This window comes from Nocardia sp. MDA0666, from assembly GCF_003023875.1.
In the GTDB taxonomy this organism is placed as follows: Bacteria; Actinomycetota; Actinomycetes; order Mycobacteriales; family Mycobacteriaceae; genus Nocardia; species Nocardia aobensis.
Window position 1 is genome coordinate 24,415 of sequence record NZ_PYHT01000021.1, and the last position, 21,217, is coordinate 45,631.

At 67.6% G+C, this 21,217-nt stretch carries 19 protein-coding genes and 1 riboswitch; of the genes, 11 read left to right on the forward strand and 8 right to left on the reverse strand.

Annotated features, from left to right (window positions below):
• Positions 1 to 44: 44 nt before the first annotated feature.
• A complete protein-coding gene (locus tag C8258_RS24695; protein ID WP_106957221.1) occupies positions 45 to 1,088 on the reverse strand; it encodes an ABC transporter substrate-binding protein in 1,044 nt (347 codons plus the stop codon).
• 211 nt (positions 1,089 to 1,299) lie between these two features.
• On the opposite strand from C8258_RS24695, the gene C8258_RS24700 reads away from it, so the two are divergent.
• Positions 1,300 to 2,304 (forward strand): isopenicillin N synthase family oxygenase, encoded by a 1,005-nt coding sequence (locus C8258_RS24700; RefSeq protein WP_106957222.1) that lies wholly within the window; start codon positions 1,300 to 1,302, stop codon positions 2,302 to 2,304.
• A gap of 1 nt (position 2,305) precedes the next feature.
• Here C8258_RS24700 and C8258_RS24705 read toward each other — a convergent pair whose 3' ends face one another.
• Complete coding sequence (locus C8258_RS24705) at positions 2,306 to 3,139, reverse strand: SAM-dependent methyltransferase (RefSeq protein WP_106957223.1); 834 nt, start codon at positions 3,137 to 3,139, stop codon at positions 2,306 to 2,308.
• A 210-nt stretch (positions 3,140 to 3,349) separates the two neighbouring features.
• A riboswitch (cobalamin riboswitch) is annotated at positions 3,350 to 3,473 on the forward strand.
• A 33-nt stretch (positions 3,474 to 3,506) separates the two neighbouring features.
• On the opposite strand from C8258_RS24705, the gene C8258_RS24710 reads away from it, so the two are divergent.
• Together C8258_RS24710 and C8258_RS24715 are read left to right on the forward strand one after the other, a co-directional pair.
• Positions 3,507 to 4,613: a HoxN/HupN/NixA family nickel/cobalt transporter gene (locus C8258_RS24710; protein WP_106957224.1), complete on the forward strand. Its 1,107-nt coding sequence runs from the start codon at positions 3,507 to 3,509 to the stop codon at positions 4,611 to 4,613.
• 104 nt (positions 4,614 to 4,717) lie between these two features.
• Complete coding sequence (locus C8258_RS24715) at positions 4,718 to 6,118, forward strand: lipase family protein (protein ID WP_233225318.1); 1,401 nt, start codon at positions 4,718 to 4,720, stop codon at positions 6,116 to 6,118.
• Between the two features lie 103 nt (positions 6,119 to 6,221).
• On the opposite strand, the gene C8258_RS24720 is transcribed toward C8258_RS24715, so the two are convergent.
• Positions 6,222 to 7,847 carry a succinic semialdehyde dehydrogenase gene (locus C8258_RS24720; protein ID WP_106957283.1) on the reverse strand — a complete coding sequence of 542 codons (1,626 nt, stop codon included), beginning with the start codon at positions 7,845 to 7,847 and terminating at the stop codon, positions 6,222 to 6,224.
• A 136-nt stretch (positions 7,848 to 7,983) separates the two neighbouring features.
• On the opposite strand from C8258_RS24720, the gene C8258_RS24725 reads away from it, so the two are divergent.
• Entirely contained in the window at positions 7,984 to 8,805 is an 822-nt protein-coding gene (locus C8258_RS24725) for a crotonase/enoyl-CoA hydratase family protein (RefSeq protein WP_036525233.1), read from the forward strand.
• 115 nt (positions 8,806 to 8,920) lie between these two features.
• Here the strand turns inward: C8258_RS24725 and C8258_RS24730 are convergent, their stop codons facing one another.
• The 5 genes from C8258_RS24730 to C8258_RS24750 form a co-directional block, all read right to left on the reverse strand.
• On the reverse strand, positions 8,921 to 9,688 hold the full coding sequence (locus tag C8258_RS24730) for an SDR family oxidoreductase (RefSeq protein WP_106957225.1): 768 nt from the start codon (positions 9,686 to 9,688) through the stop codon (positions 8,921 to 8,923).
• Positions 9,685 to 10,371, reverse strand: coding sequence for an acetoacetate decarboxylase family protein (locus C8258_RS24735; protein WP_106957226.1), 687 nt, complete (start codon positions 10,369 to 10,371; stop codon positions 9,685 to 9,687). Before C8258_RS24735 ends, C8258_RS24730 begins: the two co-directional genes overlap by 4 nt.
• Before the next feature lie 133 nt (positions 10,372 to 10,504).
• Positions 10,505 to 12,118, reverse strand: a complete 1,614-nt coding sequence (locus tag C8258_RS24740) for an acyl-CoA synthetase (protein ID WP_106957227.1) — start codon at positions 12,116 to 12,118, stop codon at positions 10,505 to 10,507.
• Positions 12,119 to 12,163: 45 nt separating this feature from the next.
• Entirely contained in the window at positions 12,164 to 13,405 is a 1,242-nt protein-coding gene (locus C8258_RS24745; protein WP_199195839.1) for a hypothetical protein, read from the reverse strand.
• A gap of 5 nt (positions 13,406 to 13,410) precedes the next feature.
• Positions 13,411 to 13,959, reverse strand: coding sequence for a hypothetical protein (locus C8258_RS24750; protein WP_106957229.1), 549 nt, complete (start codon positions 13,957 to 13,959; stop codon positions 13,411 to 13,413).
• A 399-nt stretch (positions 13,960 to 14,358) separates the two neighbouring features.
• Between C8258_RS24750 and C8258_RS24755 the strand changes: the two genes are divergently transcribed.
• The 7 genes from C8258_RS24755 to C8258_RS24785 all read left to right on the forward strand — a co-directional run bounded on the left by C8258_RS24755 (position 14,359) and on the right by C8258_RS24785 (position 21,196).
• Positions 14,359 to 15,282, forward strand: a complete 924-nt coding sequence (locus C8258_RS24755) for an NAD(P)-dependent oxidoreductase (RefSeq protein ID WP_106957230.1) — start codon at positions 14,359 to 14,361, stop codon at positions 15,280 to 15,282.
• The gene (locus C8258_RS24760; RefSeq protein WP_106957231.1) at positions 15,272 to 15,694 is read left to right on the forward strand and encodes a carboxymuconolactone decarboxylase family protein; all 423 of its coding nucleotides are present in this window, start codon (positions 15,272 to 15,274) and stop codon (positions 15,692 to 15,694) included. Before C8258_RS24755 ends, C8258_RS24760 begins: the two co-directional genes overlap by 11 nt.
• A 14-nt stretch (positions 15,695 to 15,708) precedes the next feature.
• A complete protein-coding gene (locus C8258_RS24765; protein WP_106957284.1) occupies positions 15,709 to 17,193 on the forward strand; it encodes an FAD-dependent oxidoreductase in 1,485 nt (494 codons plus the stop codon).
• A gap of 26 nt (positions 17,194 to 17,219) precedes the next feature.
• Entirely contained in the window at positions 17,220 to 18,080 is an 861-nt protein-coding gene (locus C8258_RS24770) for an LLM class F420-dependent oxidoreductase (RefSeq protein WP_036497321.1), read from the forward strand.
• 71 nt (positions 18,081 to 18,151) lie between these two features.
• Positions 18,152 to 19,411 (forward strand): glycosyltransferase family 4 protein, encoded by a 1,260-nt coding sequence (locus tag C8258_RS24775; protein ID WP_036497320.1) that lies wholly within the window; start codon positions 18,152 to 18,154, stop codon positions 19,409 to 19,411.
• Entirely contained in the window at positions 19,405 to 20,136 is a 732-nt protein-coding gene (locus tag C8258_RS24780) for a class I SAM-dependent methyltransferase (RefSeq protein WP_036497318.1), read from the forward strand. Before C8258_RS24775 ends, C8258_RS24780 begins: the two co-directional genes overlap by 7 nt.
• A complete protein-coding gene (locus tag C8258_RS24785) occupies positions 20,123 to 21,196 on the forward strand; it encodes a prenyltransferase (protein WP_106957232.1) in 1,074 nt (357 codons plus the stop codon). The genes C8258_RS24780 and C8258_RS24785 overlap by 14 nt, the downstream gene beginning before the upstream one ends.
• The last annotated feature ends 21 nt before the right edge of the window (positions 21,197 to 21,217 follow it).

The following is a 21,217-nucleotide window of genomic DNA, read 5'->3' on the forward strand; positions in this document are numbered from 1 at the left end:
GGCTCGCCGCTACCGGCCCGCCGGGGCACGACGTGCGTGCGGCGCTACTTCCCGGACGCGTCCGAGGACTGCAGCAGCGAGTTGAACTTGTTCGTGTAGAACTTGCTCGGATCCAGCTTGTGATCGATGGCCCCGGTGTCCTCGAGCCAGCTCTGCCAGCGGGTGAAGTCCCCGTCCGACAGCTTGCCGTAGCGGGCCGGAACACCCACGGACAGCCAGTATTTCAGCGTCGAGGTGTCCTCACCGGCGCGGTGGCGGGCGTTGATGATGTCGGTGAATTTCGCGATCACCTGGTCACGCGGGGTGCTGCGCTCCCACTCGATCGCCTTCGCGACGCCGGTGGTGAAGGCGCGGACCACGTCGGGGTTCTTCGCGATGAAGTCGTTGCGGAAGACGTAGGGGCCGCCGTTGATCGGGCCGCCGTATTCGTCGAGTTCGGTGAAGATCGGACGCACCCCGCCGTTGGCCACCGCACGCTGCTGGAACTGGCCGTTCAATGCCGCGGCGTCGATCTGTCCCTGACGCAGCGCCTGTTCGATATTCGGCGGCGGCAGCGCCACCAATTGCACCGATTTGATCTGGTCGACGCTCAGTCCGGCCTTTTTCAACGCATCATGGATATCGGCCTCGTTCTGGCCACCGAGCGTATTCACGCCGACCTTCTTGCCGACCAGATCGGCGGCAGTACGAATCGGGCTGTTGTCGAGCGTGTAATAGCCCTGGAAGGACTTTTCGTCCGACCCGTAGTAGTTGACCACCGCGGTGATGGGCGCCCCGGTGCCCGCCAGCTTGGCGACCGCACCCGCGAAGGCCCCGCCGAAGTCGATCTGCCCGGTCGCCGCGGTCTGGATTTCCTGCGGTCCGCTGATGGTGTTGCCGACGTAGTCGAGTTTGATCTTGCCGTCGAAGAATCCGAGGTTCTCCGCGACCTCCGGAAGCGTGACCTGATCGGTCCAGCCCAGATACCGCAGCGAGGTCACCCCGTTCTCGGTGTGGGCGGACCCTCCGCTGCCGCACGCGGTGAGCAGCACAGCGGCAGCCGTACCGGCTGCGAAAATGGATAATGCGGTGCGGATACGTCCGGACATCAGGTAATTCCTCTCGACACTGCGCACGACGGCACGGTGGTGCGCGTCGGCCCGGCCGAGCCTAGGTGGTGCGAATTGCGACGCCTCCCCTTTGAATCACGACGATTCGGTTGGAGCGATTGCATTCCGGGCGAGTCCAACTCTTTCGGACACCTGCGCGAATGCGGTAGATCTGGGGATTACCGCCCGCGAACGAGGATAAGGATGTGCGATGACCGACCGCGTACTCCCCGTACTCGATCTGACGACCGCGGATTCCGATCCACTGCGGTTCCGCAACGAATTACGCGAGGCCACACACGAATTCGGCTTCTTCTATCTGGTCGGTCATGGCGTCGCACCCGAGCGCGGCGCCGAACTGCTCGCCTTGGCGCGGCGGTTCTTCGCGCTGCCGGAGGCGGCCAAGCAGGAGATCAGTCAGTTGCGCAGCCCGCAGTTCCGCGGCTATTCGCGACTCGGCGGCGAGCTGACCAACGGCCGGGTCGACTGGCGCGAGCAGATCGATATCGGGCCGGAGGCCGAGGCGATCGCCGGGGCGCAAGGGTACTGGCGATTGCAGGGCCCCAATCTCTGGCCGACAGCACTTCCGGAACTACGTCCCGCACTACGTGATTGGGACGAATCTCTCGCCCGGGTCGGACGTGCCCTGCTGCGACACTGGGCCGCGGCACTCGGTGCGCCGGAGAACTTCTTCGATCCCGCGTTCGCGGACCGCCCGGCCACCCTGATCAAGGTGGTCCGATATCCGGGTAACCCGGACAATCCCCAGGGCGTCGGCGCGCACAAGGATTCCGGTGTGCTCACACTCCTGCTGGTGGAACCGGATTCGCACGGTCTGCAGGTGGAGCTGTCGTCCGGGGATTGGGTGGACGTGCCGCCGCTACCGGGCGCCTTCATCGTGAATATCGGCGAATTGCTCGAGGTGGCCAGCGGCGGTTATCTGCGTGCCACCCGGCACCGCGTACTCGCCCCGGAACCGGGCACCGACCGCATCTCCGTCCCGTATTTCCTGAATCCGGCGCTGGACGCCCGCATACCGCTGCTACCGCTGCCACCCGAATTGGCCGCGGCCGCACGCGGAGTCACGATCGACCCGGACAATCCGATTTTCGACACCTACGGCCGCAACGCCTGGAAATCACGCATCCGGGCCCATCCGGACGTCGCCGAACTGCATCACGGCATCACCCCGGGCGCACCCGCGGGAGCGTACTGACTCAGGGCTTGCGGCCGACGCCGCCCAGGATGCACCGGCGCACATCCGACAGCGGTGTGAGACGGGGTCCGTCCGGCCACCAGTCGTCGCACAGCACGAGCCCCGGTTCGACCATCTTCAAGCCGCCGAACAGGGCCTGAATCTCCGCGCGGGTGCGGAAACGCCCGCTGCCCATCGGACTGTGGACGAACCTGTCCTCCATCTTGCGGGCCAGTTCGCTCGGCCCGGAGTCCTCCGGATCGTAGAAATGCGCGATCGCCACGTACGAACCGGAAGGTAGCGCGTCGATATAGGTCTGCATCACGGCCGAGGCGTCGTCATCGAGGTAGTGCTGCAGGGTCCCGATCTGAAACAGCGCCAGCGGCCGGGAGAAGTCGAGGTCGTCGCGCACCGTCGGGTCGGTGAGCACCTCGTGCGGGCGGAAGATGTCGCAGGCGACGATGCTGGTCTGCGAATTCGACTCGAGCAGCGCCCGTGCGTGCGCCAGCACCATCGGATCGTTGTCGGCGTAGACCACCCGGGCCTCGGGCCGGATCCGCTGCACCACCTGATGGGTGTTCTCCGCCGTCGGCAGCCCCGACCCCAGGTCGAGATACTGGTCGATCCCGGCCTGCGCGGCCAGGAAGCGGCACGCTCTGATCAGGAAGTCACGGTTGGCCCAGGCCAGATCGTTCACCTGCGGGGCCACGGCACGCACCTGGGCGAGCACTTCACGGTCGACTTCGAAGTTGTCCTTGCCGTTCAGGGCGGCATCGTAGACGCGCGCGATACTGGCACGAGCGGTATCCACCCCGACCGGCACCACACTCGGGTACGCGGCAGAAGACTGCGACATGAAGGCTCCCCTGGCATTGCTGAAACGGCATTGCTGAAACGCTGACCCTGTGGAACTGGTACCCGTCACACAGCCGTCGCACTACAGACTGTGTTACGCCGAGTCTCCCCTATTTCCTGGGCTTACGGGCGCGTACCCGACATTTCATCGCGCGGAAATCCGCTCGCCCCGTCGTCGCGGCCTGCGATGACCGTGGTCGCACGGGCGCCGTTCGTTGGTATAGTCCGCAGAGTTCTCGCGATGGGAACGGGAAACCGGTGTCAATCCGGTGCGGTCGCGCCACTGTGTTCAGCCCATGCTGTCAGCCAGACCCCTTTCGTCGCTGCGCACGGACGGGGACGCGGGTTCCCCAGAAGGGTTGGGCCCCATGTCCTCTCGTCGCCGTCTACTTCGCGATGTCCTGCGGGACTGGTCCCGGCGCGACTGGCTGGAGGCCGGGGTGCTGCTCGGCGTGGTCGCGCTGATGCATCTGATCGGATTCGGCCTGCTGTTCGGTGCGATCGCTCCGCACGGTTATCGCATCGGCACCGAGGTGTTCGGCATCGGGCTGGGCATCACCGCCTACACCTTCGGGCTGCGTCACGCCTTCGACGCCGACCACATCGCCGCCATCGACAACACCACGCGCAAGCTGATGAGCGACGGCAAACGCCCCAAGTCGGTCGGATTCTGGTTCGCGATGGGGCATTCCACGATCGTGTTCGTCCTCGCCGCGCTGGTGGTGGCCGGTGCGCACGTGGTGGGCACGCTGGTCGACGAGGACTCCTCGACCCGCAAGACACTCGGCACCGTCTCCACCGTGGCCTCTGGCTCGTTCCTGTATCTGATCGGCTTACTCAATGTGGTTGCGCTGATCGGTATCTGGCGCGTGTTCCGCCGGCTGCGCGACAGCGGGCACTACGATCGCGCGGAGCTGGAGGCGGCGCTCGATTCGCGCGGATTCCTGGCACGCCTGCTGGCTCCGGTGATGCGGATGGTGGGGCGGCCGGTGCACGTCTATCCGGTCGGTGTGCTGTTCGGCCTGGGTTTCGACACCGCGACCGAGGTGGCGCTGCTCGCACTCGCCGGGTCCGGCGCGGCCGCCGGACTGCCCTGGTACGCGATCGTGGTGCTGCCGCTGCTGTTCGCGGCCGGGATGAGCGTGATGGACACGATCGACGGCCTGTTCATGAACGTCGCCTACGACTGGGCGTTCTCCGATCCGGTGCGCAAGATCTTCTACAACCTGGCCATCACCGGTCTGTCGATCGCGGTGGCCCTGCTCATCGGCTCGATCGAGCTGATCAAGGTGCTGCACGACGACACCGGATTCGGCGGTCCGGTGGCGGAGTGGATCGCCGGCATCGACCTCAACAACGCGGGATTCGCGATCGTCGGATTGTTCGTCCTCGCCTGGATTGTCGCGGTCGCCTACTGGCGGCTGGCGAAGGTGGACGAGCGCTGGGCGCCCGCGCCGACGGAAGAATCGGCCTAGCCGGCGAACCGCACCTCGAAATTCTTGCGACGGCGATCACACCTGTGCCATAGTTCGCTGCATATGTGAGACGGAGCAGTCTCGCATTAGCGAAGGAGCCGAGTGTGACCGAACCTTGGACGCGCCGCATCCGCCGGACGACCTGCGTACTGGCCGCGGCGACGGCGCTGACCGTCCTGGCCGCGGTGGTGGCCCATCCGCCCAGCGCCACCGCCGAACCCGCGCCGGTCGCCCCCGCGGCCCCGATCCCCCTGCCGCCCGAGCTGGATCCGGGCTTCTATCACCCCGCGGCGGAGATCGTCGCGGCGAAACAGCCCGGCGAGATCATCGCCGCGCGGCAGGTGCGGGTGGCCAATCTGGGGCTGATACCGGTCAACGTCGACGCGTGGCAGATCTCCTACCGGTCGAACGACAGCCGGGACCAACCGATTCCGGCGGTGGCGACAGTTCTGAAACCACGTGGTTCGGCGCCGGACAAACTTGTCTCCATGCAGATCGCCGAGGACTCCCTGGCCGGCTACTGCGCACCCTCCTACGCGATCCAGCACTTCTCGGCCGGTCCGTTCCTGGGCCAGATCGTCGCCCCGGCCGAATTCGTCATCGCCCAGGGGGCGTTGCAGCAGGGCTGGGCGGTGGTGATTCCCGATCACGAGGGACCGAACAACGCCTACGCCGCGGGTCCGCTCGCCGGCCGGATCACCCTCGACGGCATTCGCGCGGCCCGCGACTTCGAACCGATGCGGTTGAGCCCGCAGACCAGGATCGGTCTCTACGGCTACTCCGGCGGCGCGATCGCGACCGGCCACGCCGCCGAACTGAAAAGCAGCTACGCCCCGGATCTGAATATCGTCGGCGCGGCCGAGGGCGGTGTGCCCGCGGATCTCGGCATGACACTGAACGTGGCCAACGGACAAGCGACGTCGGGCCTGGTCCTTGCCGCGGTGATGGGCTTGACGCGCGAGTATCCGGAGTTCGCCCGCTTCGTCGACGAGCATATGGACCCGCTGGGCAAGGGCCTGACCACGCTGCAGAGCGGATTGTGCGTCCAGTATGTCAGCGCGCTGCTGCCGTTCCTGAATCTGAAAGGGATGCTGCGGGTTCCGGGTGATCCGATGCAGCAGCCCGCGGTGGCCGCCGTGCTCGACGAGACCCGGATGGGTCGATCGGTGCCGGATATGCCGATGTACATCTGGCAGGGCAATCCGGACGAGATCATCCCGGTCGGCCAGGTGAACACGCTCGTCGACAGCTACTGCCGAAACCCTTCCGCCACAGTGCAATACACCAGGGAACACTTCGCCGAACACGTGGCCACCGAGATCTCCGGCGGCGGGGCAGCGATGCTGTGGTTGCGCGACCGGCTCGACGGCGTGCCGGCCCAGCCCGGGTGCCACACCGCCGATGCCGGATGGTTGTTGCTGGACCCCAACGGTTTCCAGATGCTGGCCTCGACCTTCGGTGAGACCTTCGCGTCGTTCTTCGGCAAGCCGATCGGCGTGAGGTAAACCGGAGCGATCGGCGCAGGACACCCAGCACAACGAGGTGCGGGGAGGCGAAGGGCCCGTTCGACTTGGGGGCGAACGGGCCCTTCGAGTACCGGTGCGCCGGTCAGCGAATGCGCAGCCGCCGGCTCAGACGCAATGTCAGCAGGGTGCTCTTGAGCTGCTTCTCGAACGGCATGCCCGCCCGCGCCGAGAGCACCTGCTTCTTCTGCACGCCGACATTGACCGTATCGGTGTACTTGAGCAGACCCGCATCGCCGTGCCGGGTGCCGACGCCGGACTGCTTCACGCCACCCGAGGGCGTCATCTTCGCCGAATAGGTCGCCACGAACCCGTCGTTGACGTTGACATTGCCCGCCTCGAGCCGGTCGGCGAGCTTCTCGGCCCGAGCGAGATCCGTACTCCAGATGCTGGCGTTGAGGCCGTAGGTGGTGGCATTGGCCTGCCGGACGGCCTCGTTCTCGTCGGTGTAGCGGTAGACGGTGACGACCGGGCCGAAGGTTTCGACGGTCGCGTGCTCCATCTCGGGGGTCACACCGGTCAACACGGTCGGCTCGTAGAACGCCGGGCCGATATCCGGGCGGGTCTTGCCCCCGGTCAGCACGGTCGCGCCCTTCGCGACGGCGTCGTCGACGTGGGCGGCAACCCGCCGCATGTGATCGACCGATACGAGTGAACCGAATTCCGGATCGGCGGTGTACGACGCACCCGCCTTCGACCCCAATTCCTCTGCCGCGGCGACGAATCGGCGCACGAACTCGTCGTGGATGCGGTCGTGCACGTAGATGCGCTCGATATGCATACACGCCTGACCGGAGTTGCCGTACACGGCGAAGATCGCACCCGGGATGACCTCGTCGAGGTTGGCGTCCTCGAGCACGATCATCGGATTCTTGCCGCCGAGTTCGAGGCTGCAGCTGATCAGGTTGCGGCCCGCGCGCTCGCCGATGGTGCGGCCGGTGGCGGTGGAGCCGGTGAACATCACGAAATCGCTGTGGTCGATCAGCGTGGGGCCGACGTCGGGTCCGGTACCGCAGACGACCTGGATCAGATCACGCGGCAGCCCCGCCTTGCGCAGCAGTTCGACGCCGTAGAGCGTGCACAGCGCGGTCTTGTTGTCCGGTTTGATCACCACGCCGTTGCCGGCGATGAGGGCCGGGATCGAATCGGAGATCGAGATCGCGAAGGGGAAGTTCCAGGGCGCGATCACCGCGACGACGCCCTTGGGCCGATGCTGTTCGGTGGAGGTGGAGATGATGGGCATCGCGCCGCCGCGCCGGATCGGTTTCAGGATCCGCTCGGCGTGTTTGAGGTAGTGGCTGATCACCATCACCGGATCGCACGATTCCTCGATCGCCATCCGGCGGGTCTTGCCGCAGCCGATCTGAATCAGGTCCGCGATGGTGTCGAGTTCGGAGAGAATCAGCTCATGGGCCTTCTCGAAGACCTGCAGCCGGCGCTTGACCGGCCAGTTCGCCCATTCCCGCTGCGCCGCCCGCGCCTTGTCGGCCGCCGCGGCGACGTCCTCGGGCGAGGACTGCGGCAGCTCACCGACGACCGCGCCGGTGTACACCTCGATCATGTCGTAGGGTTCGCGCTTCTCCCCCGCGGTGCCCGCGGTGATCAGCCCGGTGAGGCGGTCGATCAGCGTCTTCGTGATCCGCGGCGGCAGCGTGCTCGCGGCGCCGCTGTGCGACGTCGCCTCAGCGCCGCTGTGCGTGGTTGTCTCCATCAGCGATCTCCATAACTTGCCGCCCGTGACGGCGGTCACCATCATCCAAACTAGAACACGTTATTGTTCTGTACAACGTTGCGGGGTAACTTCGTCCGCAAAACGCGAGTAATACCATGAGGAAAGTGGGTCGGCGATGACGACGGCAGCAACTGAAACAGGTAGCAACACGGAACCGCACGCGCTGCTGGAGCGACGCGGCGCGACCCTGATCGTCACCATGAACCGCCCGGCCGTCCGCAATGCGCTGTCGGCCGAGATGCTCGACCTGATGGTGCAGGCCTGGGACACCGTCGACAACGACCCGGAGATCCGCTCCTGCATCCTCACCGGCGCGGGCGGCGCGTTCTGCGCGGGCGCCGACCTCAAGGCGATGACCAAACAGGATCCGGCCAAGAACATGAGCGCGGGCGGCGCGTTCGACCCGACCAACATTCCGGGTCTGCTCAAGGGCCGCCGCCTGACCAAGCCGCTGATCGCCGCGGTCGAGGGCGCGGCCATCGCCGGTGGAACCGAGATTCTGCAGGGCACCGACATCCGGGTCGCCGGCGAGAGCGCGAAATTCGGTGTGTCCGAAGCACGCTGGAGTCTGTTCCCGATGGGCGGGTCGGCGGTACGTCTGCCCCGGCAGATCCCCTACACCGTCGCCGCCGACATCCTGCTCACCGGCCGCCACATCACCGCCGCGGAGGCCAAGGAGTACGGCCTGATCGGTCACGTGGTGCCGGACGGGACCGCGCTGGACAAGGCGCTCGAGCTCGCCGAGAAGATCAACGCCAACGGCCCGCTCGCGGTGCAGGCGATCCTGAAGACCATGCGCGACACCGAGGGCATGCACGAGAACGAGGCCTTCAAGATCGACTCGCAGCTCGGCCTCACCGTCTTCCGCAGCGAGGACGCCAAGGAGGGCCCGCGCGCCTTCGCCGAGCGCCGCAAGCCGGAGTTCAAGGGCCGCTGACACCGCATCCGGGTGTCCACCGGGCGCGTGGAGGCTGAACACATCGTGCAAACCTCGGCGAGATTGCGAGAAAACTCGATTTCGCGCCGAGGTTTGCACGATCAGTTCAGCACCATCACAGCTCCGGCTTCACCATCCGAGTGACCTGCTTGCGCAGGAAGTTCGGGGCGAAACGCCGTGCCAGCCACAGCGGCTTGGCCGGTCCGGGGAAGATGAACAGCGGCGCCTTCGGGTCGGCGACGGCGCGTTCGGCGGCATCGAGCACCCGGTCCGGGGTGATGCCCTTCTGACCGGCGACCACCGCCTCGTTGGCGGCCCGAATGCCGTCCAGCAGAGGGGTTTCCACGATCGGCGGGCAGATCGAGATCACCCGCACCCCGGTCCCGTTCAACTCCTGCGCCAATGCTTCGTGATAGCAGACGACGGCGAATTTGGAGGCCGAGTAGGCGGCCAGGCCCGGCGAGGGCAGCCAGCCCGCCACCGAGGCGAACAGCACCAGGGTTCCGCGACCGGCCTGCTTCATCTCCGGCACGACGGCCTGGCAGATGTTGATCGTCCCGCCGTAGTTGATGTCCATCACCCGGCGCATTTCCGAAACATCGTGTGTCAGAGCCGAACCCACACGACACAGCGCGGCCGCGTGCACGACGTGCTCGATCGGGCCGAGGTCCGAACGGACCTTGTCGATCACCGCGCGCACCGCCTGCTCGTCGGCGACATCGCAGCTGTAGGTGCTCATATTCGGCGAGCGCCGCGCGGTTTCGGCCAGGCCGGCCTCGTTGATATCGAGTGCGGCCACCCGATAGCCGCCCGCCGCCAGTCGCTGGGCCGCCATGCGTCCCATGCCGCTGGCCGCGCCGGTCACCACTGCCGTCTTGCTCATCGAACCTCCACCGCGTCTTCGAAAGTCATGCGCAGCAGTCCGATCCGGCTGCTGAAGAGTGCGCGCTTGGGCAACCCCAGGGCGCGCATCTGTTCGGCGACGGGATGATCACCGAGCTCGATCCTGGTGCCGCCCAGCCCCATTCGCACCTGCGACGGGTTCATCACCCATGGCGTGCGGCGCAGGATGCCGTCCATATGGGTGTAGGCCGCGATCGACGCGCCGCCCATGCCGCCCGGCGACGGCACACCGCCACCGACCTCCATAGCCACCACCAGGCGATCGTCGATGCGCACCTCGCAGCGCTTGCCGCGACGCACCGGCGTGATCCGGATATCGGCGATCTCCTTGGGGAAGCCCCAGATCTCGCGGCCGGCCGCGCAGGTGAAGGTCTGGTTCACCGGCAGCCACGGGATGTAGACACCGAGGTCCCGATCCCGGCCGCGCACCATGAGGGTGAGGCCGAATTCGTGATAGGGCCCCAGGTCGCCGTCCACGTAGCGCACGAAGACGAGCGAGCCCGCCCCGCGTCCGGCGACCGTGAGTGGCTCGAGTCCGGTCGGCGCCACGATCTCCCGGGCCGCCGCCGCGTCGACGAGAAATGTCGCCGCACAGGCGTCGGCGTCGCGGATCTCGACCGGCATCCTGACTTTTTCACCGAGTACGGAATGCACCGCTGTCATCCTCCAAGTAGAACACGTTCCAGTCTGATTCGGCAGGCCCTCTCGACCCGGAAATCCCATTCACCGAGATCGTCCGGACACGGCTGCGCCGAACGCCGCGACAGCGACGTCCGGCGCAGTGGCCCGGCAGGGTTCAGGAGCCGACGGTGTAGGTCGGCGGGTGGGATTCGGCATGGCCTTTCGCCCATCGGTAGTCCGGCTTGCCGCTGGGTGTGCGCCCGACCGCGTCGACCACCCAGATGCTGCGCGGCAGTTTGTATCCGGCGAGGTGTTTGCGCACGTGCGCCTCGAGGCCGGCGAAATCCAGCGGATCGGCGCCGGCGATCGACACCACCGCCGCGACCTGATGGCCCCAGCGCTCGTGCGGAACTCCGATGACCACCACGTCGTAGACGCCCTCGTGGGCCTTGACGACGGCCTCCACCTCTTCGACGAACACCTTCTCGCCGCCGGTGTTGATCACCATGTTGCCGCGGCCGATCAGGGTGATGGTGCCGTCGGCCTCCACCCGCGCGCGGTCGTCGGTGATGACCATGCGGACGCCGTCGACGGTCTTGAACAACTTGTCGGACTTGGCCTGGTCCTTGTAGTAGCCGAGCGGGACCGACCCCTTCTTGGCCATCCAGCCCTCTTCGCCGGGCGCCACCTCCCGGCCCTCCTCGTTCACCACGACCGCACCGCGTCCGGTCTGCACGCGCGGCCCGCGGGACGGGTCGTCGTCCTTCTGTGCCACCCCGATGCCACCGAATCCGGTTTCGGAGGAGCCGATCGAATCGGTGATCACCGCATGCGGGAACAGCTCCAGCATCTCGTTCTTCACCGGCTGCGACAGCAGCGCGGCCCCGGAGGCCAGGGCGACCACCGAGGAGGCGTCCACCGGTGACTGCCGATAGGAGTTGAGCAGCGGCCGCGCCATGGCGTCACCGGTGATGACCACGATGTTGACCCGCTGGGACGCCACCACCTGCCAGACCCGGTCGGCGTCGAAGCGCGGCTCGTACACGACGGTATTGCCCGACCACAGCGCGGTGAAGGTGGGCATCAGCGCCGCGGCGTGGATCAGGGGCGGCAGGAGCAGCCAGCGCAGCGGGTCGTTCTGCGATCCGACTCGGGACTGCTCGAACTCGTCGGCCACCGGCACATTGGTGTAGAAGTCGATGCCGCCGCCGAGCACCCGCCACATGTCCTCCTGGCGCCACATCACGCCCTTGGGCATGCCGGTGGTGCCGCCGGTGTACATCATGAACAGGTCGTCGGCGCTGCGCTCACCGAAATCCCGTGCGCTGGAGGTGCTTTCGAAGACCTCGGCGTACGGGGTCGATTCGCTGGGAAGGCCCGCACCGCCCTGATCGTCATCGACGACGAAGGCATGGCGCAGCGTTGTCACCTGCGGACGCACCTGATCCACGACCTGCGCGTAGCACCGGTGGTGCACCACCGCCTCCAGGTCGGCGTTGTCGTAGACGTAGCGCAGTTCGTCCGCGCCGTAGCGGTAGTTGATGTTGATCGGCACCGCCCGGATCTTGAAGGCGGCGATCAGGGTTTCCATCGTCTCGATGCTGTTGTGCATCTGGAAGCCGATGTGGCTGCCCTCCCCCAGCCCCACCGCGGCGAAGTGGTGGGCGAGCTGATTGGCGCGGCGTTCCAGGTCCTGATAGGTGACCCGGCGCTCGCCCTGAATCAGCGCCACCCGATCCGGCATGGCGTCCACGGCGTGCTCGAACAGGTCGGCGAAATTGTTCGGCATATCTGAGATCTCTCGTCGATTGCGGCGGTTCGGGACTGAGGGCGGTCAGACGACCGTCAGCGGCAGCGACTGCCGGGGGCTGAAGTGGAAGTCCGCCCCGGTGCTGAACCGAGTGATCGCCACCTCCGGCGACTCCCGGAAAGGCGTTGCGGCGGCAGTGATCTCGACGACGAGTTCGCGCTCGTCACCCTCGCGGGCATGCACGTCGAACCGCGGGTTCACTCCACGCACCATGGCGGCCAGCGGCTCCAGATGCTCGGCGTCGACCGCGGCCGGCCAGCCGCCGTCGCGTACGCCCGGGCTGTCGCGCGCGATGCGCAGGATCGCGGAATCGTGATAGGCGTCGACCTGCATGTCGACGTAGGGCAGTGGATTCCACGCCGGATGCAGCCGCAGGACCTGAGCCAGGTCTTCGAAGCCGGTACCCAGGCCGAGGAGCGCCCGCAGGCGTTCGGAGGTGAGCCCGGCGATCCCGGTGAACTGTTTGCGCGCGATCGCGGCGGTGGTCTCCGCATCCGCGCGCTCGCCGACCGCGATCAGGAATCCGAGGTTCAGCAGATGCTGCTGCAGGCATACCTCGTCGGCCATCCGGACCAGCGCCGACTGCGAGAAATCCGCGAAGTCGATATCGCTCAGCAGCGGCCCGCGGTAGTCCGACCGGCCCGGGCCTCCGGCTTCGATCGGCGCCAATTCGATATCAACAGCGGCGAATTCGGCCATGCGCGCCGCATTGTGCGGAACCGCGGGCGGTTCGTTGGCGGGATCGATGCGAACCGTCCACGCGCACACCGGCACTCGATCGGCCGGCTGCCGGGGCGGCCGGTGGATCGGGCGCACCTGCGCGTGCGGATTGGTCGCCAGTGCGGTCGCGTCGAAGGTGGGGTCCTCGATTGTGTGGCACATGGCCACCACGTAGTCCTCACCCATCGGCTCGACGTCGGCGAGCGCGCCGCAGTGGTCGAGCCAGAACTCACCGTTGTGGTCGTCGTCGACGCGGAACCGGAAGTCCATGAACTGCGGCGGCGCGCCGATATCCAGTTGCAGCCCTTTGAATATGGTGACGACGCCGTCGCCGGGGATGTCGAGGGCCGCGCGCATCCGGCGGGTGTAGATCGGGCTGGCCAGCTGCCATTCCTCGATCGCCACCTCGGCCATCCCGTCGCGCCCGAAGGCGCCGATCGAATGCGCCATCCCCGAGCGATCGATGAGATGCCCGCACAGCAGCAGTTCGGGCACCAGAGCCGCCAGCTGCTCCCGGCTCAGTGCGGCGAAGCGACTCGCGCTCATGGAGCTCACCACAGCGGGACCGGCGACTCGCCGATCTTGTACCAGCCCGGCAGCGGTCCGGCGCCCGAACGCTCGATCCGCTTCTGCATGCCCTCGGAGAGCGCGTTCGCGGTGATCATCTCCACGAACAGCGCGGAGACGTTGCCGAAGTCGAAAAAGTCACGCTGCCAGGACCATTGGAAGTTGCCGCCGTAGCGGAACCAGCTGCCGCCGATGCCCTCCGGGCTGTAGTGGCTCCCGTCGGGGCGGGTGTTCTCGTTGATCTGTTTCCACAGTCCGATCACGTTGCCGCTGCGCTCGTCGATGACGAATTCCTGGTACGGGTAGGTCCAGCCCTCGAGGCCGTCCATCTCCTGCCCCAGCGCCAGTTCGCGGATCTCCTCGCGGCCCACCGCCATGAACTCCTGGGTCGGGCCGTAGTTCCAGCCGTAGGTGGCATCCTCGGTGTACATGTCGGCCAGTGGCCGCCAGTCGCCCGCCGCCTCGCAGCGTTCGTTCTCGACCACCCAGCGGCGGACCATCTCGTCGGGGTCGTCCCGGGAAAAACCGGACATCGCAGCTTCCTTCACATTCTGTGTCGAGGGCCGGCGCCGATCTCCGGCGTGGCCTGATCCGGGCGGTCACCGGGCTGCGGCGACCGCGAACGTCGTGGTCCGTCAGCCCGTTTTCGAGAACGAGTTCAGGCCGGGATATCCCTCGCGGACAGGCGCGAAAGACACATCGCTGGACATGTGTCTGGACGGTACCACCGCGAGCGGGGGCCGACAATGGATCGACCATTTTTGCCACCGGGAAGCAGTCGTTCGACCAGGGTGGCGCGGGCCGTCCACGCCGTGGTCGGCGCCGATTCCGCACCCTCGGCACAGCCGCGGAATTGAAACAAGTTCTTGCGCCAAGATCAGAGTCGAACCTATAGTTCCGTACACGTGTCCAGACAGCTCCGAAAGGTACCCATGAGCGGGTCCACGAACGACAGCGCCGGCGCCGCGGGCTTCATCGGCCTCGGCAATATGGGTGCGCCGATGGCCGAGCGGCTGCTGAACCGCCCCGGCGGCCTCATCGTCTGCGACACCCGGGCGGAGGCCGTGCAGCCGTTCGTCGACGGCGGCGCCGAACCGGCGAAGACGGCGGCCGAGGTCGCCGAGCGTGCCGAGGTGATCTCGGTGGTCGTCCTGAACGACGCGCAGGTCCGATCCGTGGTGACCGGTCCGGACGGACTGCTGAGCACCGCGCGCCCCGGCACGGTGATCGCCGTGCATTCGACCATCAGCGACCGGACCGCCGTCGAACTCGCCGCCGTCTGCGCCGAACACGAGGTGGACTTCGTCGACGCCCCGGTCAGCGGCGGCGGCGCGGGAGCGAAGAAGGGGTCGCTCGCGGTCATGGTGGGCGGCAGCGACGCCGCGTTCGACAAGGTGCGCGAACCGTTCGGCTACTGGGCCGAACTGGTGGTGCACGCGGGTGAGGTCGGCGCCGGCACCCGGATGAAACTGGCTCGCAACCTGCTGCATTTCGTCTCGTCCACGGCCACCGCGGAAGCCCAGCGACTGGCCGAGGCGGCCGGGCTGAACATCGTCGACCTGGGCAAGGTGGTCCGGCATTCGGATGCCATCACCGGCGGCGCGGGCGCGATCATGCTGCGCGACACCACCGCGCCGATCGCCGCGGACGACTTCTGGCATTCGATCTTCACCCACACCCGCGACCTCGGCGAGAAGGATCTGTCCCTGGCCTTGGCCCTGGGCGAGCGGCTCGGCGTCGAATTGCCTTTCGCCCGAATGGCTTTGAGTGGGCTCGGCGACGGACTCGGCGTCGGGCCCGGCGATGTCTCCCGGGCCGCGCGCACCGACACTTCGGAGGAGAGCAATGAGCGCTGACACCGACGGCCTCACGCCCGAGCAGCGTCGCGCGCGCGGAGTGGCCAAGATGGGCGAGGTCTACGGCTGGGAGATGTCCGACGGACCCGGCGCACATTTCGCGGTGACCGCGGATCACCTGTTCGCCGATATCTGGAGCCGCCCGGAACTGTCCGTGCGTGATCGCCGCCTGCTGCTGCTCGGCGCGCTGACCGCACAGGGACATCTGGACGTGACCGAGATCCAGGTCAGCGCGGCCCTGCGCAACGGTGAACTGACCGAGGAACAGCTGCGCGAGATCGCGATCTTCCTGTGCCACTACACCGGCTGGGCCGCCGGGACCAAGCTCGACAGCGTCGTCGGCAAAGTCGTGGCCAACGAGAAAAAAGCCGCCGAGAAGAAGGCTGCCGAAAAGAAGTCCGCCGAGAAGTGAGGAACGAACCCACCATGTCCGACACCCTGGGTGTGCGACCACAGCCCGCCGCCGATATCTCCGACTGGGACTACGAGGCCGATGTGGTCATCGCGGGGTACGGCATCGCCGGCGTCGCCGCGGCGATCGAGGCCGCCCGGGCCGGCGCCGACGTGCTGGTGCTCGAGCGCACCGGCGGCTGGGGCGGTGCGGCCTCCCTGTCGGGCGGATTCATCTATCTGGGTGGCGGCACTCCGCTGCAGAAGGCGCTCGGCTTCGACGACACCCCGGAGAACATGGAGAAGTTCATGCTGGCCGCCCTCGGGCCCGGCGTGGACGAGGCCAAGATCCACGACTACTGCCAGGGCAGCGTCGAACACTTCAACTGGCTTGTCGCCCAGGGAGTTCCGTTCAAGGAGGAATTCTGGGGCGAGCCGGGCTGGGAACCCCCGCACGACGAGGGCCTGATGTATTCCGGCGGTGAGAACGCCGCGCCGTTCAAGGACATCGCCACCCCCGCCCCGCGCGGGCATCTGCCGCAGATGCAGAACAAGCGCATCGGCGAGCAGGGTGGCGGCTACATGCTGATGAAGCCGCTCACCGACACCGCCGAATCCCTCGGTGTACGAGCCGAATACGACATCCGGATCCAGCGGCTCGTGGTCGCGGACGACAATCGCGTCGTCGGCGTGGTGGCCAAGCGCTACGGCAAGGAGATCACCGTCCGCGCCCGACGCGGCGTGGTGCTGGCCACCGGCAGCTTCGCCTACGAGCAGCGGATGATCGAGGGCTACGCGCCGAGACTCATCGGCCGGCCCGCCGCCGCGATCGAGGAACACGACGGCATCGGCATCCGGGTCGCCCAGGCGCTCGGCGCCGAACTGGCGCATATGGACGCCACCGAGGTCGCCTTCTTCGGCGATCCGCAGATGATGGTGCGCGGCATCCTGGTCAACGGCCGGGGGCAGCGCTACATCGCCGAGGACACCTATCCGGGCCGGATCGGCCAGGCCACGCTGATCCAGCAGGACAACCAGGCCTACCTGATCATCGACGAGGCCGCGCTCGAGGAAGCGCTGAAGACCGAGTCCAGCACCCCCTTCTTCCGCCAGCCCCCCACCTGGGCGGCGGAGACGGTCGAGGAACTCGAAAGCGATATGGGCCTGCCCGCGGGTTCGCTGCAGGCCACCGTCGAGGTCTACAACCGGCACGCCGAATCCGGCTCGGATCCGCTGCTCGGAAAGAAGCCGGAGTGGGTGAAGCCGATCGGCACGCCGGTGGCCGGATTCGACATGCGCAACTTCACCGCCGGATTCACCCTCGGCGGCCTGCGCACGGATCTGGATTCCCGGGTCATCCACGTCACGGGCGAACCGATCCCCGGTCTGTACGCCGCGGGCCGCTGCACCTCCGGTGTCTGCGCGGGCGGCTATGCCAGCGGCACCTCCCTCGGCGACGGCAGCTTCTACGGTCGCCGCGCGGGCCGCGCCGCCGCCAACGACGGTCCGGCATCGAGCTGATGCCCGACCGAACCGAAAGGAACACCATGCGTTTCGGCATCGTCCTGTTCACCAGCGACCGCGGCATCCGGCCCGCGGTCGCGGCCGCGGCCGCCGAGGAGCGCGGCTTCGAGTCGTTCTTCGTGCCCGAGCACACCCACATCCCGATCAAGCGGGAGGCGGCACATCCGCTGACCGGCGACGAGAGCCTGCCCGACGACCGGTACATGCGCACCCTGGACCCGTGGGTCGCGCTCGCCACCGCGGCGGCGGTCACCGAACGCATCGAATTGTCCACGGCGGTGGCACTTCCCACCGAACACGACCCCATCACGCTGGCCAAGACGATCGCCACCCTGGACCATCTGTCCGGCGGCCGGGTCAGTGTCGGCGCCGGATTCGGCTGGAACACCGACGAACTCGCCGACCACGGCGTACCGGGCAACAAGCGCCGCACGGTGCTGCGCGAATACCTCGAGGCCATGCGAGCACTGTGGACCGAGGAGGAGGCAAGCTACGACGGCGACTTCGTGAAGTTCGGCCCCAGCTGGGCGTGGCCGAAGCCGGTGCAGTCCAAGGTGCCGGTGCTGATCGGCACCGCGGGCACAGAACAGGGTTTCCGCTGGATCGCGCGGTCGGCCGACGGCTGGATCACCACCCCGTACGAGACCCACACGCTGCTGGAACGCCTGCAACTGCTGAGCAAGGTGTGGCAGGAGGCCGGTCGCGAGGACACCCCGCGGGTGGTCGCCCTCGACGGCAAACCCGACACGCAGCGGCTGACCGAATGGCACGCCGCCGGAGTGACCGACGTACTGTACGGACTGCCGGACAAGTCCGAAGCCGAGGTGCTGGCCTATCTCGACCGCCTGGCCGGCAAGCTCGCGCCCCTGCGCGCGAGCGCCTGAACCACCACGGCGCGCGAGCGCCTGAACCACACCACGCGACCTGGCGCCCGAACAGGAAGTGAGCCGAAGACGTGCGTATCGCCCTGCTGTCCTACCGCAGCAAGACCCACTGTGGCGGGCAGGGGGTGTATGTCCGGAAGTTGAGTCACGGCCTGGCCGAACTCGGCCATGAGGTCGAGGTCTTCTCCGGTCAGCCGTACCCGGAACTGCTCGATCCCCGAGTGCGGCTGACCGAGGTGCCGAGCCTGGACCTGTACCGCGATTCCGACCCGTTCCGCACGCCGCGGCCCGGGGAGATCCGCGACCGCATCGACCTGCTGGAACTGGGGACGATGTGGACCGCCGGCTTCCCGGAGCCGCGTACGTTCAGCCTGCGCGCGGCCCGGCTGTTGCGTTCGCGCGCCGCGGATTTCGATGTGGTTCACGACAACCAGTGCCTCGGTTCCGGACTGCTCGACATCGCCCGGCGAGTGCCGCTGGTGGCCACGATCCACCACCCGATCACCCGCGACCGGGCCGTCGATCTGGCGGCCGCGCCGTGGCGGCGCAAGGCGTTCGTCCACCGCTGGTACGGATTCCTCGGCATGCAGCAGCGCGTCGCCCGGCTGATTCCGGATCTGATCACCGTCTCCTCGACCTCGGCCGCCGATATCGCCGACGACTTCGGCGTCGACGCCTCCCAGTTGCGGGTGGTCCCGCTCGGCGTCGACACCGAACTGTTCCGGCCCCGCGAGCGCCGCGTACCCGGCCGGATCGTGGCCGTGGCCAGCGCCGACAAACCGCTCAAGGGCATCTCCCACCTGCTGCAGGCGCTCGCGCGGTTGCGGCTCACCCACGACGTCGAATTGCAGTTGGTGGCCAAGCTGGAACCGAACGGCCCCACCGAGAAGCTGATCGCCGAACTGGGCATCTCCGATATCGTCACGGTGTCGAGCGGCCTGTCCGACGAAGCCTTGGCCGAACTGCTGGCCTCGGCGCAGATCTCCTGCATCCCGTCCATGTACGAGGGCTTTTCGCTGCCTGCCGTGGAGGCGCTGGCCAGTGGCACCGCCCTGGTCGCCAGCCGGGCCGGCGCGCTGCCGGAGGTGGCGGCCGACTGTGCCGAACTGGTCGAGCCGGGCAATGTGGACGAACTGACCGGTGTCCTCGGGAAACTGCTCGACAATCCGCGTCGCATCGACGACCTCGGCGCCGCCGGGCGCCACCGCGCACTCACCGTCTTCAGCTGGGAAGCCGTCGCAGCCCAGACCGTTTCGGTGTACGAACGCGCCATCGCCCGCCGCCAGGGCACCGATCTGACCGCCGATACACAGGAGGCGACCGTATGCTGACCGTCGATTTCGACCGCTTGGGGATCGGGCCGGGCGTCCGGGTCATCGATGTGGGATGCGGACAGGGTCGCCACTCCTTCGAGGCGTACCGGCGCGGCGCCGATATCGTCGCCTTCGATCAGAACGCCGACGACCTCGCCGATGTGAAGGTCATGTTCGGTGCGCTGGCCGAGGCCGACGAGGCTCCCGACTACGCGCAGGCCGAGACGGTCCAGGGCGACGCGCTGGCTCTGCCCTTCGAGGACGGCGAATTCGACGTCGTCATCGCCTCGGAGATCCTCGAGCACATTCCGGCCGACGACGGCGCCATCGCCGAACTGGTACGCATCCTCAAACCCGGTGGGGCCCTGGCGATCACGGTGCCGCGCTGGCTGCCCGAGCGGATCTGCTGGCTGCTCTCGGACGAATACCACGCCAACGAGGGCGGGCATGTGCGCATCTACCGCGCCGACGAACTGCGCGGCAAGGTCACCGCGCGCGGGATGCGATTCATCCACAGCGAACACGCGCACGCCCTGCACGCTCCGTACTGGTGGCTGAAATGCCTGGTCGGGGTGGACAAGCCCGACGCCCGGCCGGTGCAGCTGTATCACCGGATGCTGGTGTGGGACATGATGAAACGGCCGTGGCTGACCCGTGTCGCCGAATCGGCCCTGGACCCGGTGATCGGCAAGAGCGTCGCCCTGTACTTCACCAAGCCGGCGGTGTCCGGTGCGCGCCGCTGAGCTGCCCTCGATTCCCGGCGTCCTCACCGCCCGGCAGTGCCTGGCCACCGCGGAATCCATTGCCGCACAACAGCACAGCGACGGCGCGATCCCGTGGTTCCGGGGCGGGCACACCGATCCCTGGGACCATGTCGAGTCGGCGATGGCGCTGACGGTCGCGGGTCTGCACGATGCCGCGCGCGCCGCCTATGCCTGGTCGGCGGACACCCAGCGCGCGGACGGCTCCTGGCCGTCACAGTTCCGCGGCGACGTCGTCGAGACCGCCGACACCGACACCAATTTCTGCGCCTACATCGCCACCGGTGTCTGGCACTACTACCGCTGCACCGGTGATCGGCGCTTCGTGGACACGATGTGGCCGACCGTGCGCGCGGCCATCGATTACGTCATCTCGTTGCAGCAGGGCCGCAACGGCGAGATCTATTGGCTGCAGACCGAAAAAGGCATCCTGCCCGAGGCGCTGCTGACCGGCTGCTCGAGTATGTTCCACAGCATCGGCTGCGGGCTGGCGATCGCGGAACTGCTCGGCTTGGCCCAGCCGGAATGGGAGGTCGCGGCGCTGCGCCTCGGCCACGCGCTGCGGCATCATCCGGAGTCCTTCGCCGAGAAGGACCGGTATTCGATGGACTGGTACTACCCGGTGCTGGGCGGTGCGCTGCGCGGTGCGGCCGGACATGCCCGGATCGCCTCGCGCTGGGGCGATTTCGTGGTCGGTGAGATCGGCATTCGCTGCGTCTCCGACCGCCCGTGGGTGACCGGCGCCGAAACCTGTGAACTGGCGCTGGCACTGGACACCCTCGGCGACCGCGATCGCGCGCTGCGACTGCTCGCGAGCATCCAGCACCTGCGCGAGGACGACGGATCCTATTGGACCGGACTGGTTTTCGCCGACGGTAAACGCTGGCCGGAGGAGCGCACCACCTGGACCGGGGCGGCGGCGGTGCTGGCCGCCGACGCGCTGACCCGCACCACCGGCGGCAACGGCGTCTTCCGCGACCTGGCGCCCAGTGCGGATATCGCGACCGGCCTCATCTGCGACTGCGTGCGCTCGCCCAGCTGAGGCGGCCGCGACACGGCCCGG